Consider the following 14,837-nt stretch of genomic DNA (forward strand, 5'->3'; position numbering starts at 1 on the left):
TATTTTTCCTAAAATTGCTTTTTTTCGAATCAGATATTAATACGTATCTTTTATTTCGATATGTATTTATTTATATAGCGCCAGTTGTGATTTGATACTCCATATGTGGTGAGTATCACATGTAACTTAATGTTTTTATTTATCTTACGATGAAAATGAGACGTAATTTCAACTGATTGGTAAGATGGATAAATTGCGGAGAAATAGTTTGTTAACCCAGATCAAGCTTATCGGCTGTTGATATATATTTGTTCAGTTTAATACCTTAAAGTAGTGATCATTTTTCTGGGCTTAATAACGACGTTTATGGATAGAGCAAAAAAACTACCCCGTCCCACATTGGCTCAAGTTTGGCAAGATACACTGTTCACGGTATCAAAAAAGTTATTATTGCTACGGGATATAACCGATTTAGTGAATGAACTCAGAAAGCTCTCTTTTTCTGTGGTGCGTTTTCAGCGGGTCAATTTATTATTGCTTAACCCTCTTTATAACCAAAATACCCTTTATACCCATGACGATGCGACCAACAGGGTGCAGGGATCGCAAAATATCTTGTTTGCCGAAGGCCCCGGTGGCTTAGCCTGGCAGCAGCAGACGCCTTTGCAGACTGACCATCGCCGTATGCAAAGGGAGTTTTCTGCTGTTTGTGATTTGATTCCCTATCAGGAATTGCACTCTGGCTGCCATTTTCCCTTGGGCCATGACAATCATTGGTCAGGCTGTATTGAATTTATTAAAACTGATGACAGTGAGTTTGATGAACAAGCAGTTACTTTTCTGGGGTTACTGGCAGATGTAGTGGCAATTGCCGTTGATAATATTGCTGAGATTAATCGGGCATTTTCTGAGCGTGAAAAACTGCGCTTTGAGCGCGACCATTATCGGATTTTAGTGGATGTGACCAATACGGTTATTTCTAAGCTGGAATTGGATGTATTAGCGGCAGAGGTTTCAAAAGAGATACATCGATTTTTTAATATTGATTACATTAGCTTAGCGCTGTGCGGTACCCATAAGGATAAAAATAAGTTAAATGTATTCTCTACCCGCTACCAGAGTGGTAAGGCCGTACAGTATCAGCAGGCATGGGGGGATATTACCGGCACTTTGGCTGGGCAGGTTTTACAGAGCAAAGCGTTATTGTTGGTTAATTTGGCTGATATCTCTCTTTTAGCACCGGATGATAAGCAACTGGCAAATATGCTGGATGAAGGGTTACAAGTTGTTTGCCTGTTGCCGCTTTTTTTCGGTCACAAAATGTTAGGTGTTTTGAAACTGGCACAATGTCAGAGTGATATTTTCACTGATAGCAATGTAAAACTGTTGCGCCAAATTGCAGCGCGTATTGCCATTGCGGTTGATAACGCGCTGGCCTACAACGAAATTACCCGCCTAAAAGATTCGTTGGTAAATGAAAATCTCTATCTAACGGACCAGATTATTCATAATGAAGAGTTTGGCGAGATAATAGGTAATAGTGCAGGGATTAAAGCAGTACTGGAACAAGTTGAGATGGTGGCTTCCAGTGATTGTACCGTATTGATCCTGGGGGAAACCGGCACCGGCAAAGAGCTGATTGCCCGGGCTATTCATAATTTGAGTACCCGCAAGAATAAACGCATGGTGAAAATGAACTGTGCAGCCATTCCATCGGGTTTGATGGAAAGTGATCTGTTCGGTCATGAGAAGGGGGCTTATACCGGTGCATCATCACAGCGTATTGGCCGGTTTGAAATGGCTGACGGCGGTACACTATTTCTTGATGAAGTGGGCGATATTCCTCTGGAACTACAGCCTAAATTATTACGTGTATTGCAAGAGCGGGAAATAGAACGCCTTGGCGGCAGTAAAATTATTCCGGTGGATGTTCGCCTAATTGCTGCGACCAATCGTGATTTAAAATTGATGATGGTGAATCGCGAATATCGCAGTGACCTCTATTATCGGCTTAATGTTTTTCCGATTGTGATCCCTCCGCTGCGTGAGCGGCCGGAAGATATTCCGTTGCTGGTAAAATTCTTTACTCAAAAAATAGCCAAACGGATGAATCGCACTATCGACACAATTCCTGGTGAAACATTACGTTTGCTCAGCCGTTTACCGTGGCCGGGCAATATTCGTGAATTGGAAAATGTTATTGAGCGGGCGGTCATCCTTAGCCGTGGCACTACGCTGAATTTGCAGTTACAAGAGCTGGAATATCATTTGTCGCCGCTAGAGGTTACTAAACCCGTGGCAGAGAGGGTTGTGCATAAAACCTTATTACCCGAAAGTGAAGAGCCTGAATCTTCAGAGTCTGAGCGCGCGCGAATTGTTCGGGTATTACGTGAAACCAATGGCGTGGTTGCAGGCCCCAAAGGGGCCGCCATTAAGTTAGGGCTAAAACGCACCACCTTGTTATCACGGATGCAGCGGTTAGGAATATCAGTAAAAAGTATCGAAGATGAAGATGGGATGGATTAACTCATTTATTTGCTTCGAATAAAACTAATATCTATTTACCGAATACCGTGTTGAACCAAGCAGTGCCAAACCCTTCTACCTGAACGCGGCGTCGCGAGCAAAGCCAGTCTGGGCGCGCTCAGCGCACAGCCACCGGAGTGTACATATAAGTACATGACGGTGGCGAGCACTGCGTAAACCCAGAATGGCAAAGCGCAGTAGCCGTTAACCGATCACCCCACTTCGGCTTCTCTACGTAACCGCGCCTTCAACTGACTGTATTCCTGTTGCACATAGTTTTCTGCCCACGTTTGATCTGGGATGGCTTCCAGCTTCACCGCGCAATATTTATATTCCGGTGTTTTGGAAATCGGATCCAGATGGTCCAGCGTCAGCTCATTACAGGCACCAATCCACCACTGGTAGGTCATATATACCGCACCGATATTAATGCGTTCACTGACTGAGACCCGCGTGATAACTTTACCGCGACGCGATTCTACCCACACCAGTTGTTGATCCTGCAAGCGCATTTTATCCGCATCCTGCGGGCTGATTTGCACATAACCTGGTTCATCGGCCAGTGTTTGCAGTGCGGAACAGTTGCCAGTCATCGAACGGCAGGAGTAGTGGCCGACTTCACGCACGGTACACAACACCAGCGGATATTGCTCATCCACCAGTTCCATTGGCGCACGCCATTCACTGGCAAATAACAATCCTTTGCCGCCAGGGCGGTCAAACTTATTACCGGCATACAACCAGGGGGTTCCGGGACTGTCTTCAGTGGTACATGGCCATGGGATATAGCCCAAACCTGCCATTTTCTCGTAGGTTGCGCCATAGTACAGCGGGCACAACTCACGCAGTTCATCCCAAATCTCTTTGGTATTGTTATATTTCATCGGATAGCCGAGTGCGGTCGCCATCAGACTAATAATTTCCCAATCTGGTTTTACATCACCTTGTGGCTCAACCGCTTTTTCAAACCGCTGGAAACCACGGTCTGCTGCAGAATAGACCCCTTCATGTTCGCCCCACGAGGTGGCGGGGAAGATAACATCCGCCTCGGCTGCGGTTTTAGTCATAAAGATATCTTGCACAATCAGCAGTTCTAATTCGCTGAAGGCTTCACGCATCATGGACAAATCCGGTTCGGTCTGGAGTGGATCTTCGCCCATCACGTAGTTGGCTTTAATTTTCCCCTCTTTCACTTTATGTGGAACATCGGTCAGCGAGTAACCGACTTTATCGGACAGGGATGGTACCCCCCAGGCTTTGGCAAATTTTTCCAGTGTGGCGGGATCGGTCACAGATTGATAACCCGGATACATATTTGGCAATGCGCCCATATCGCAGGCACCCTGCACGTTGTTTTGCCCGCGTACCGGACCAACACCGACATTCGGGCGCCCCAGATTACCGGTTAACAGTGCCAGTCCTGACAACCCTTTCACGACATCTACGCCCTGGCCCCACTGAGTGACACCCATCCCCCACAAGATGGTGGCTGAAGGGGCGGCGGCATAGATACGCATGGCTTCACGAATTGATTTCGCCGGCAGGCCAGTAATGCTTTCGACATATTCCGGGGTGTATTTGGCGACGATTTCACGGTACTCGTCGAAGCCCTCGGTATAGCGGGAGACATAATCTTTATCGTACAGCTCTTCAGTGATCAACACATTGGCAAAGGCATTTACCAGTGCCATATTGGAGCCGTTTTTCAGGGGTAACCAGAGATCTGCAATACGCGCCGTTTCGATATGGCGTGGATCGCAGACAATCACTTTCGCGCCTTTTTCTTTGGCTTTCAGAATACGGCGGGCCACGATCGGATGGGAGTCAGCGGCGTTGTAGCCAAACACTAAAATACATTTGGTATCTTCAATCTCACAGATTGAATTACTCATCGCGCCATTACCCAATGTCACTTGCAGCCCGGCGACCGACGGGCCGTGGCAAACACGGGCGCAGCAGTCAATATTGTTGCTGCCGGTAACCGCACGGGCAAATTTCTGCATCACATAGTTGGTTTCATTGCCTGGGCCACGGGATGAACCGGTATGCATAATGGCTTCCGGGCCATATTTTTCTTTGATTGCCCGCAGTTTACTGCTAGCAAACTCAATCGCTTCATCCCAGGATACCGCCTCCAGCTTGCCGCCTTTTTGGCGACGGATCATCGGCTGTTTAAGGCGCGGAGTTAGCAATTTGGTGTCATTGAGAAAGTCCCAACCATAGTAGCCTTTCAGACACAACTCACCCTGATTGGTGACGCCATTTGCGCCTTCAGCGCCAACCACTTTGCCATTCTCAACCAGCAAATTGATTTTGCAGCCGGAGCCACAGTACGGGCAGACCGTTAATGCTTTTTTCATAATAATTACCCTTCGTTCTTGGAGCCGCAGCCTTATTGACTAAAAGCTCATTTCGTTGGCTTCATCTAAAGCAGCACGCATCTGTTTTTTGCGCAGCATGGCCTGCATGGTGTCGCGGCCAATCATGTGCAGCGCCTGCGTTGGGCAAACGGAGATACACGCCGGGCCGGAGGCTTGCCCTTCGCACAAGTCACATTTCTGTGCTTCGGCTTTCAGGCAGAATCCTTGTGAGAGGCCGTTAAACATCACTTCGACCTGTTTGGTCACAACGCTCATCGCACCATACGGGCAGGCAACGACACAGGTTTTGCAGCCAATGCATTTTTCCTGCAACACTTGAATACTGTCCGCTGCCCGAACAATTGCGCCGTTCGGGCAAACATTGGCACAAGGGGCATCTTCACAGTGCCGACACATAATGGCGGTACTGACATTTAGCCCTTTAACCACCTTCAGCCGAGGCGCGAAATTGGCTTTAGTTAGCGTGTCCAGCTTGCCACCGTTGTGTGCCAGCACGCAGGCCACCTCACAGGTGCGGCAGCCAATACACTTTTTGGGGTCTGCGATTATGAACCGGTTCATTGTGTTCTCTCCTTCCCCTTCATCTTTCAAGTTGCAGATGTGTTGGCTGCACTTGCTTACCCGAATCACTTACTTGAGTAAGCTCATCGGGACTCACTCGCTTGCCGCCTTCCTGCACCTTGAAATCTATTGGGGATAAATATCTTCATCTTTCAAGTTGCAGATGTGTTGGCTGCACTTGCTTACCCGAATCACTTACTTGAGTAAGCTCATCGGGACTCACTCGCTTGCCGCCTTCCTGCACCTTGAAATCTATTGGGGATAAATATCTTCATCTTTCAAGTTGTAGGTGTGTTGGCTGCACTTGCTTACCCGAATCACTTACTTGAGTAAGCTCATCGGGACTCACTCGCTTACCGCCTTCCTGCACCTTGAAATCTATTGGGGATAAATTGATAGATCTGGCAGATTCACGTTTAGAACAGCTAATCTGGCTCATTACCTTACATACTGCATGGTTTATGCCAACTTGAAGTGGTCAGGTAAAAGTGAATAAATGTGATTGTTTTATAAAGGATTAGTGGATATTGATGCGGGAGGGAAGGTTAACGGGAAATTGTCGGCAGGCATGACGTCGGCAAATTTGACGACGCCATGCCGTCATTTAGCTATAAATGCGCGAAACCGCCGTCACCTTGCCAGTGTGGCAGTTGTTGATACACCGTTTCTACCGCCTGTTTTACTGGCTCGGTCATTGGGAAGTAAAACGCTACTAAGGTGGGTTGAATCCCTACAAAAATGACTTCACTAATATCTTCCTTTAACTGATCAATTAGAAAGTTGAGCGGTAAATTATGGGTGCTCATGATAAACATTTCGGCAATTCGCTCAGGGTCAATGATGCGAATCTCACCCGGCGGCAGCTCCATATCGGCAGCATCGACAATAACTAATCGCGTCGGTTGCAATGCGCGAATACGATGCACCACATTTTCCGGTGCCGAACCACCGTCAATCACCTGCCAGTCAATCAGTGGTTGTTGTGTCATGCGTTCAGCCAGTAGTGGGCCTGCGCCGTCATCGCCCATCATGCTGTTGCCAACGGTTAACACTAGATTGAGGGCGGTGGTGTGAGTGGCGGGGAGATGTGGCATGTTCATGGGCGGCGTTTCACCATTAAATAGATGGCAGGTTCCTGCTCGATATCGTACAGGGTTTGCAGCAGTTGTTGGCTCCATGGCTGGTGGAGTGAGGCGGAGTTTTCAGCCAGTGGTGCGAAGGCTTTTGCCAATAACTGGGTATGGGTACTGTCGATGGTGATTTCACCAAACTTCAGTAAACCGGCCATCTTGCGGTGAGCCTCGCCGGCGGGCAACTGACCAAACCATTGTTCATATTCTGCCAGCGGGCATTCCATGATGGCTTTTAAGCAATCAATCACCCCCACATGGTGGCCGATAGCCAGTGAGTAATACATCACTTGTTGTGCTTGCTCGGGCATATCGTCATCACTGTCGAGGAATTTCTGATTCAGTGCATAGAAAATAACCTTAGCGGACATCAGCTTTGCCTCCCGCCAATTGTATCAGGGCAATGTGTTGCAGGTTGGCGAATATCTCGCTCAGACGCGGATCATCTTGTTGGCGCAGGTAGTTCTGGCAGCGCTGTTCAAATTCCGGTAATGGCTGATTGACCAGCAGCGACAAGAAACTGTCGGTGATTTCCCGCCCCTGGCGATAGCCGGCCATACGGCGCGCTTCACGCTCCAACAGCACTCGCAGATTGAGCGGTGCATCGGGGTGAATCAGCGCGACGCGTTCATCGGCACTCTCCTGATGCTCTTCGCCTTTCAGTTTTTGCTCCAGCAGACCCAATGCCACGGCAAAACCATAGATGGTTGCGGCTGGGGTCGGCGGGCAACCGGGAATGTACACATCAATCGGTACGATGGTATCGCTGCCACCCCAGACACAGTACAGGTCATGGAAGATGCCACCACCACAACCACACGCGCCGTAAGAGACGCAGATTTTTGGGTCCGGTGCCGATTCATAAGCGCGCAGTGCCGGTGTGCGCATGGCGCGAGTAACCGCACCGGTAAACAGCAAAATATCCGCGTGGCGGGGGGAGGCGACTACTTTGATACCAAAGCGCTCGGTGTCGAACAGTGGGGTGATTGAGGAGAAAATCTCAATCTCACAGCCGTTGCAGCCACCACAATCCACCCGATAGACATAGGCGGAGCGCTTGATATCTTTCAATAATTTACTTTTTAACTGGGCAACCGAGGGATCAAGTGCGATCGGCTGGCTAACATGGTGCCCCCAGCCCGGTTTTAATGAATGTGGTTGGCTCATAGCTTGCCCCTCCCTTCGCTATGCTGATCCAGCATGACGTTGTTATTAATAACGATATTCTGTTTGCGCTTACACTCAGGGCAAGTTTCAAAATGTGGCCGCTGCTGCTCGACATCCTCGGCCGCCATCCCGGAATGAATCAGCAGTGCCATGACATAATCCACTTCTTTTTTCGGTGCAAAGGGTTGCTGGCATTGCTGGCAATGGGCAAGGGTAAAACTGGCGCGCTGATACAAATCCGCTTTGTTGAAGACGGCCAGTTCAAACTCTTGTGATAACACAATGGCGCGGGTCGGGCAGACCTCCTCACAGCGGCCACAAAAAATGCAACGCCCGAGAAATAACTGCCACTGACGAGTGCCGCTAGCAAGATCGGTTTCCATGGTTAGCGCATTGGCAGGGCAGGCCATGGTACAAGCACCACAGGCGATGCATTGCTCGGCATCATATTGCGGTTTGCCGCGAAAACCGTGGCTGACCTCAAGCGGCTTAAACGGGTATTTCACCGTGGTGTCGCCCACTTTCAGGATGGTTTTAAACAGTTTGAACATTCTTCATCCCTCTATTTGAGCGGCGAATGGGTGCGCTCAATGCCATAACGCTCGATCTCTTTGTACGGCACAGTGACGGATTTTTGCTTGCGCACATCCACCAGAGTGACCCGGTCAGTACAGGAGTAGCAGGGATCGAGGCTGCCGATAATCAGGGGCGCATCGGAGACGGTATTGCCGCGCAACATATAACGCAGCACCGGCCAATTGGCGTAAGTTGCCGCACGGCAACGCCAGCGGAATAGCTTCTGGTTGTCGCCGGTCATGCTCCAATGCACATCTTCGCCACGTGGTGCTTCCGAGAACCCGAGGGCGAACTTGTAAGGTTGGTAATTGACTTTTTCTTCCAGCAGCGGCCCGCCAGGCATATGGTTCAGGCCATATTCAATCATCACCAGCGAGTCAAAGAACTCGCGCACCCGCACCAGCAGGCGGGAGTGGACATCGCAGCCATCAAGGGTAAACAACTCTTTGGGCACATTGGCATAGTTGGCGTAGCTGTGGTCATGGCGCATATCACGCGCATAGCCACTGGCGCGGATCATTGGGCCGACCGGACTGAAATCGCGGGCGATTTTGCGATCCAGCAGGCCCACCCCCACGGTACGTTGTTCGATATTGGCGGTGCTCATCAACATATCCACTAACTGGCCGATATCGGCACGCATCTCCGAGACCAATTGCAGCGTTTTGATGCGATCCGCTTTCAGGATATCGCGGCGGACGCCACCAATCAGATTCAGACCATAGGTTTTACGTGCGCCAGTGAGCATCTCAGCAATCGTCATCGCTTTTTCACGCACGCGGAAGAACTGCATAAAACCGGTATCGAAACCAACAAAGTGACAAGACAAACCGATATTAAGCAGATGGCTGTGCAGCCGCTCTACTTCAAGCAAAATGGTGCGGATCATCTGCGCCCGTGGCGGCACGATAATGCCCAAAGCATTTTCAATGGAAGAGGTGTAGGCCACGCTGTGGGTGAAGCCACAGATGCCGCAGATGCGATCTGACAGGAAGGTGACGTCGTTGTAACCCATGCGAGTTTCGGCCAGTTTCTCCATGCCACGATGGACATAAAATAGGCGGTAATCGGCATCAATAATATCTTCGCCGTCGACAAACAGCCGGAAGTGACCCGGTTCGTCAGAGGTAATATGCATTGGGCCAATAGGCACCACCCGGCTACTGCTGCCTGCTTCGTTTTCAAACTGATAGGTTTCTGTATCGCTGGTGGGCATGGGGCGCTGGCGATAGTCCATGGTGTCTTTACGCAACGGATAGAGGTCATCTGGCCAATCATCGGGCAGCACTAAACGGCGCTCATCAGGCAGACCAACCGGTTGCAGACCATACATATCGCGTACTTCACGCTCGCCCCAGACGGCGGCAGGTACCCGAGGTGTGACTGACGGGAACTCCGGTCGTTCGGGGCTGATAAGTGCTTTGACAATCACCCAGCACTTATCGCCATACTGCTTACCGGTCTCTTCGCCATATTGTTCACGACCTTCCATCGACAGCACATAGTAAATGGCAAAATAGCCATTCAGGCTGCGTTCATCATTACCAAACAGCACCGACAACCAGCCACCTTGTTGATAATAAAGGTGCTCTACCACATCGGGCAGGCTATTTAGTTTGATGGTAATGGTCAGTTGATCAGGGGTTTGCCACTCTTCATCTAAAATCGCCGCAGGAAATTGTTCACGCAGGCGGGCTACATAGGCTGCACCCAGCTTTTCACCGCTGTGTGGATGGCTTGACACCGGCTGACCTGAACCCGGAATAGCTGAAATAGGGGTTTCGCGAGTCACGTTACATCTCCTGACGATTCGGGGTTAGTTGCACCGCACTATGGCTCTGTGCAACGGATGGAATGGGCTGAGTTACGGGTTGCGGTGGAGAGAGGTGCTGCCACGGCAGCATAAATTGTTGCTGGGTTGGCTCACTGCCATCGTTATTGAGAACAATCTGGGCCGCATCGGTCAATAAACGGGTCACTGGAGCCGGAATATGCACGCCAAGCAACAGCATCAACAACAACAGTATCGCCATCGGCGCGGTGGTCAGAATACCCAGTTCGCCTTTGCTGACCGCTGCCGGTGGTGTTCCCAACACGGTGTTGGCTATCATGCGTACCAATCCGGCCAGTACCAGTGTTAGTAGCAAGAGCAGGGCGATAACCAGCCAAATATGGCCGGCGCCAATCGCGGCAGCCACCACCATAAACTCACTGATAAATACGTTAAACGGCGGCATCCCGGCCAGCGCTAATGCGCCACCAGCCAGTAACACCGCAGTCAGCGGTGCGACGCGGATAATGCCTTTAATCGCGCCCATATCCCGCGTGCCGTATTTCAATAACACATTGCCGGAACCACAGAACAGCAAGGTCTTAGCCAGGCTGTGATTCAAGGTGTGGAACAGTGCTGCCAGCACACCTAGCGGGCCGCCAATGCCCAGCGCAACCGCAATTAACCCCATATTCTCGACGCTGGAATAGGCCAGTAAACGCTTCATATCGCGCTGAGCCAGAATAAAGAAGGCGGATACCGCAACCGACATCATGCCGAACACCAACAGCAGCATTTGTGGGAAATGTGGCCCGATGGCGGCGCTGATAATGATGTAGTAACGGATGATAACCAGCAGGGCGCAGTTAAGCAGTACGGCGGATAACAGGGCGCTGGTGGGGCTAGGAGCTTCACTGTGGGCATCCGGTAGCCACGAATGCATTGGGAACAGCCCGGTTTTGGTACCGAAGCCAATCAGGATAAAGACAAACGCCAGATGCATCAGGCTGGGGTCCAACTCTTTAGCGTGTTCAGAAACCACGGTCCAGAAGATAGCACTGCCCGGATCTGCCAGCACATTCGCGGCATTGGCATATACCAGCACTGTGCCGTACAACCCGAATGCCACACCGACGGTACAGATAATAATGTACTTCCACGCCGCCTCCAGTGAGGAGCGCTGCCCGTATAATCCCACCAAAAAGGCTGAGCTGAGGGTAGTGGCTTCAATACCAACCCACATCAGGATCAGGTTATTACTGGTGACCACCAACAGCATGGTGAACAGGAACAGATGGAAGAAACCGTAGTAGTTGCACAGCGTGCCAACTGTGATTTCGCCATTATTCACTTCATGGCGCATATAGCCAAGGGAATAGAGACCGGTGATAAAGCCGATAATGCCCAGAATAGCGAGGAACAGCGCGCTGAGACTATCGATATGCAGCCAATTATGCGCCGCCAGAATCTCCCCGCCCAGCGCAACCCGACACACTACCGTCAGCGCCACCACTAGCAACACAGTGATGCCGGTAAAATGCACCCAAGTGGTTGCCATCCGTGCGGCACTGCCTAACGCCCGGCAAGCGAACGCGAGCAATGAGGCTATTAGAGGTATCGCCAGCAGCAACAACAGCAGGTCAGTATTACTCATTTCATTACCCCTTTAGCGCCGTCAGTTGTTTAACATCCAGCGTGTGCAGCGTGCGGTAAATCTTGCGCGCCATGAGCGTCATCACAATCACCGCGAAGATGGCATCGGTGGCAACGCCAATCTCGACCAATTCCGGTGCGCGGAAGGCCAGCAGCGCCAGCATCAGATGAGCCCCGTTCTCCATCAGGCAATAGCCAAAGATATTTTTCAGAATATTGCGTTGGGTGACGATACACAGCAGGCCAATCAGGAAATGCCCCAATGAGACGGCCAGCGCCGGTTTCAGTGCGCTGACCATGGGCAGTTGCACCGGTTCAACCACGAAGTAGCTCAGCAAGATAATGATGGCGGCGATAAAAATCAGGCTGGCGGTACCAATGATGCCGCCATTGGCTTTGGGATCGTCCATTTGGCGAAAAGCGCGATACATAATCCACGGCACCAGCACCACTTTGGTGACAAAGGCACTCAGCGACCACAGGTACAGCTCGTGGGCACCCAAGGTTTCAGCCAGTACCAGAAAAATCAGCACCAGTACCAGTGACTGCAAGGCATAAAGCAGCGCCGAAGTGGCGGGTTTCTTGGCGATGATTACCAGTAGTGAGGTAATGATCAGCAGCCCTGCGAGGTTATTTACGACCAAATTATTGACAAGAAGTGTTCCGGTCATTTTCTACTCCCTTATCCGAGCCAGGCGACAGCAATAAAGCTTGAGCACACCGACATAATCACCAGAATCACCAATACCCCCTGCATCGCCAGTGGCAGCGGTTTGGCGCAGGTGACCTCTGGTGATGGTTTACCGGGTACGGTTTGCCCGAACCAGTAGAGGAACCAGCCAAAGCTCGCTACCGATTCAAGTAGTGCCAGCACCAGCAGAGGTATCAGTAGCCAATGTTCGTGAGAGAGCGAGAAGCCAGCGGCAAAAATAGGGAATTTGCTGAAGAAGCCATTAAAAGGTGGCACCCCAGTGATTGCCAGTGCAGCGACACAGAACCCCACGCCCAGTAGTGGCATTTTGCCCATGATGCCTTTGAGTTTGGGTAACATACGAGTACCGCAGCTATAGCTCAGCGCACCTGCCACTAAAAAGAACAGACTCTTGGCAAACGCATGGTTAAAGATGTAGGCAATGCCGCCATCAAAGGCCATTTTTGAGCCATAGATAGCCAACGACAGAGCGAAGAAGATGTAAGACAACTGGGTGATGGTGGAGTAGGCCAGCAGCCGCTTCATATCTTTTTGTGGCAGATACATAAAGAAGCCATAGATCAGCGTAATCACTGCCATCACCATGCCCACGGTGCCAATTATTTGGGGTACATCGCCAGCGGAATAAATAGCGCGGGCAAAGATATAAACCCCCACTTTGACCATCGAGGCGGCGTGCAGGTATGAACTGACCGGCGTCGGGGCTTCCATCGCATCCGGTAACCAGATATGCAGTGGCAACTGGGCGGATTTCCCCCAAGCGGCAAACAGGATGCCGCCGAACACTATGATTTTGGTGCTGTTGTCTAATTGCGCCAGTGCCGTTAGGGCAAAGGTGCCGGTATTAACCAGTAACACCGCGGCCGCCAGATACAGGCCGATAGCCGCAACATGGGTTACCAGCAGCGCTTTGAGTGCCGAGCGCAGTGACTTCTGACTCTGGTAGTAACCAATTAATCCCCACGAACAACCGCCGGTGATTTCAAAGAAGAACAACTGACCCAGCAGAGTGGATGACAATACCAACCCGGCCATTGCACCGATAAATACCAGCAACAGGGCGTAGTAGCGGTTAGTGCCTTCGTGCGGGTGCTCGCGATTACCCAGGGTCAGATAACCGGTAGAATAGATACTGACCAGCAGCCCAAGAAAGACGACGGCGAAAGCAATCAAGGTACTGATGCGGTCGATAGTCAGGCCAAACAGCGCCATATCGCCGTAGTGAATTAGATCAACCGTGACATCAATCTTCCCGCCACTTAAGTAGATATAGGCCAGCAACAGGGTTCCGAGAGTTGCCAGTAGTGAAAAGAAAGTACAGGACCATTTTGCCCATTGCTGTGGCAAGCAGGCCGTGAGGATGGCACCGGCAAATGGGACCAGAATGGTCGCAAGGGCGATGTTCATTAGGGCGATATTCATAAGAGCCATGTTCTCCATGATGGGTTTATTAGCTCCTTAAAGACCTGTGAGATAGAAAACCAGGGACAAGGCAGCAACACCAAACCCCAGCCAGGTAACACGGGAGGTCAACAGGAAGCGCCCACGGGCGATACTGTTTTCCACGATGGAGGCCAGTACAAACACCACCACCAGCTTGATAATGCAGGCCAGTAGCGCCCACAACAGGCCAAATCCAGTGAGTACTGCCAGCTTGCCGAACGGGATAAACACGGCGAGGAACAGTTGTGCCACCACCACTTGTTTCAGGCTGATGCCCCATTTGACCAGACCCAGCGCGGCACCTGAGTATTCGGTTAGCGGCCCTTCTTGTAACTCTTGCTCAGCTTCGGCGACATCAAACGGGATTTTGCCCATCTCGATAAACACGGCGAAACCACAGGCCAGTAACGCCAGCGCGGTTGCGGTCGGCGATTGCCAGTGGCCGGTCGAGAGTGCAGTACTGATGGTGCCGATATTGGTCGAACCGGCGATTAACCCCACTACCAGTAGCGACAGAATCAGTGTCGGTTCCACCAGCACACCAAGGGTTAACTCACGGCTGGCACCGATACCGGCAAAGATGCTGCCGCTATCCAGACCGGCCAGTGAGAAGAAGAAGCGGAACAGCGCGAACAGATAAAGCAGGGCTATCAGGTCTCCTGCCACGCCAAATGGCGATGCTAGCGTGAAAATGGGCAGCGCCATCGCAATCAGCAACATGCTGCCTAATAACACATAAGGCATCAGACGGAAGATAATGCCTGCATTCGCCGGTGCTACATCCTGACGTTTTAACAGTTTGGCTAAATCACGATAGTCTTGTAGCACGCCCGGCCCGCGGCGTGAGTGCATGCGGGCTTTTACCATGCGCGAAATACCCGACATCAATGGTGCCAGCGCCAGCATGAAAAGCGCCTGCCCAATGGCGAAGGCAATCATAGAGACCGCAGGCATATCAGTAGTTGGCATTGCTCGTC

12 protein-coding genes are annotated in these 14,837 nt (G+C 50.9%); 1 reads left to right on the forward strand and 11 read right to left on the reverse strand.

From position 1 onward, the window contains the following. The first annotated feature begins 306 nt into the window (after positions 1-306). Complete coding sequence (gene flhA / locus Q2T72_RS07650; RefSeq protein WP_372568903.1) at positions 307-2,466, forward strand: formate hydrogenlyase transcriptional activator FlhA; 2,160 nt, start codon at positions 307-309, stop codon at positions 2,464-2,466. Between the two features lie 212 nt (positions 2,467-2,678). On the opposite strand, the gene fdhF is transcribed toward flhA, so the two are convergent. From fdhF to Q2T72_RS07705, 11 genes are all read right to left on the reverse strand, one after another. Next, positions 2,679-4,826, reverse strand: a complete 2,148-nt coding sequence (fdhF, locus tag Q2T72_RS07655; RefSeq protein WP_083159380.1) for a formate dehydrogenase subunit alpha — start codon at positions 4,824-4,826, stop codon at positions 2,679-2,681. Between the two features lie 39 nt (positions 4,827-4,865). Then, positions 4,866-5,408 (reverse strand): 4Fe-4S binding protein, encoded by a 543-nt coding sequence (locus tag Q2T72_RS07660; protein ID WP_372568904.1) that lies wholly within the window; start codon positions 5,406-5,408, stop codon positions 4,866-4,868. Between the two features lie 608 nt (positions 5,409-6,016). Beyond that, a complete protein-coding gene (gene hycI / locus Q2T72_RS07665) occupies positions 6,017-6,502 on the reverse strand; it encodes a hydrogenase maturation peptidase HycI (protein ID WP_372569867.1) in 486 nt (161 codons plus the stop codon). A 2-nt stretch (positions 6,503-6,504) separates the two neighbouring features. After that, positions 6,505-6,909: a formate hydrogenlyase maturation HycH family protein gene (locus Q2T72_RS07670; RefSeq protein ID WP_083159378.1), complete on the reverse strand. Its 405-nt coding sequence runs from the start codon at positions 6,907-6,909 to the stop codon at positions 6,505-6,507. Continuing rightward, the gene (locus Q2T72_RS07675) at positions 6,899-7,705 is read right to left on the reverse strand and encodes an NADH-quinone oxidoreductase subunit B family protein (protein ID WP_372568905.1); all 807 of its coding nucleotides are present in this window, start codon (positions 7,703-7,705) and stop codon (positions 6,899-6,901) included. Before Q2T72_RS07675 ends, Q2T72_RS07670 begins: the two co-directional genes overlap by 11 nt. Next, positions 7,702-8,256, reverse strand: a complete 555-nt coding sequence (gene hyfH, locus Q2T72_RS07680) for a hydrogenase 4 subunit H (protein WP_372568906.1) — start codon at positions 8,254-8,256, stop codon at positions 7,702-7,704. The genes Q2T72_RS07675 and hyfH overlap by 4 nt, the downstream gene beginning before the upstream one ends. A gap of 11 nt (positions 8,257-8,267) precedes the next feature. Beyond that, positions 8,268-10,073: an NADH-quinone oxidoreductase subunit C gene (locus Q2T72_RS07685; RefSeq protein ID WP_372568907.1), complete on the reverse strand. Its 1,806-nt coding sequence runs from the start codon at positions 10,071-10,073 to the stop codon at positions 8,268-8,270. Between the two features lies 1 nt (position 10,074). Then, positions 10,075-11,706: a hydrogenase 4 subunit F gene (locus Q2T72_RS07690; protein ID WP_372568908.1), complete on the reverse strand. Its 1,632-nt coding sequence runs from the start codon at positions 11,704-11,706 to the stop codon at positions 10,075-10,077. Positions 11,707-11,710: 4 nt separating this feature from the next. Further along, positions 11,711-12,376, reverse strand: coding sequence for a hydrogenase 4 membrane subunit (gene hyfE / locus Q2T72_RS07695; RefSeq protein ID WP_083159369.1), 666 nt, complete (start codon positions 12,374-12,376; stop codon positions 11,711-11,713). An 11-nt stretch (positions 12,377-12,387) separates the two neighbouring features. Next, positions 12,388-13,839: a hydrogenase 4 subunit D gene (locus Q2T72_RS07700; RefSeq protein WP_372569868.1), complete on the reverse strand. Its 1,452-nt coding sequence runs from the start codon at positions 13,837-13,839 to the stop codon at positions 12,388-12,390. A gap of 36 nt (positions 13,840-13,875) precedes the next feature. After that, a complete protein-coding gene (locus Q2T72_RS07705) occupies positions 13,876-14,829 on the reverse strand; it encodes a respiratory chain complex I subunit 1 family protein (protein WP_083159367.1) in 954 nt (317 codons plus the stop codon). Positions 14,830-14,837: the final 8 nt, after the last annotated feature.

The sequence above is a fragment of the Yersinia sp. 2466 StPb PI genome (assembly GCF_041538325.1).
Classification (GTDB): Bacteria; Pseudomonadota; Gammaproteobacteria; order Enterobacterales; family Enterobacteriaceae; genus Yersinia; species Yersinia enterocolitica_E.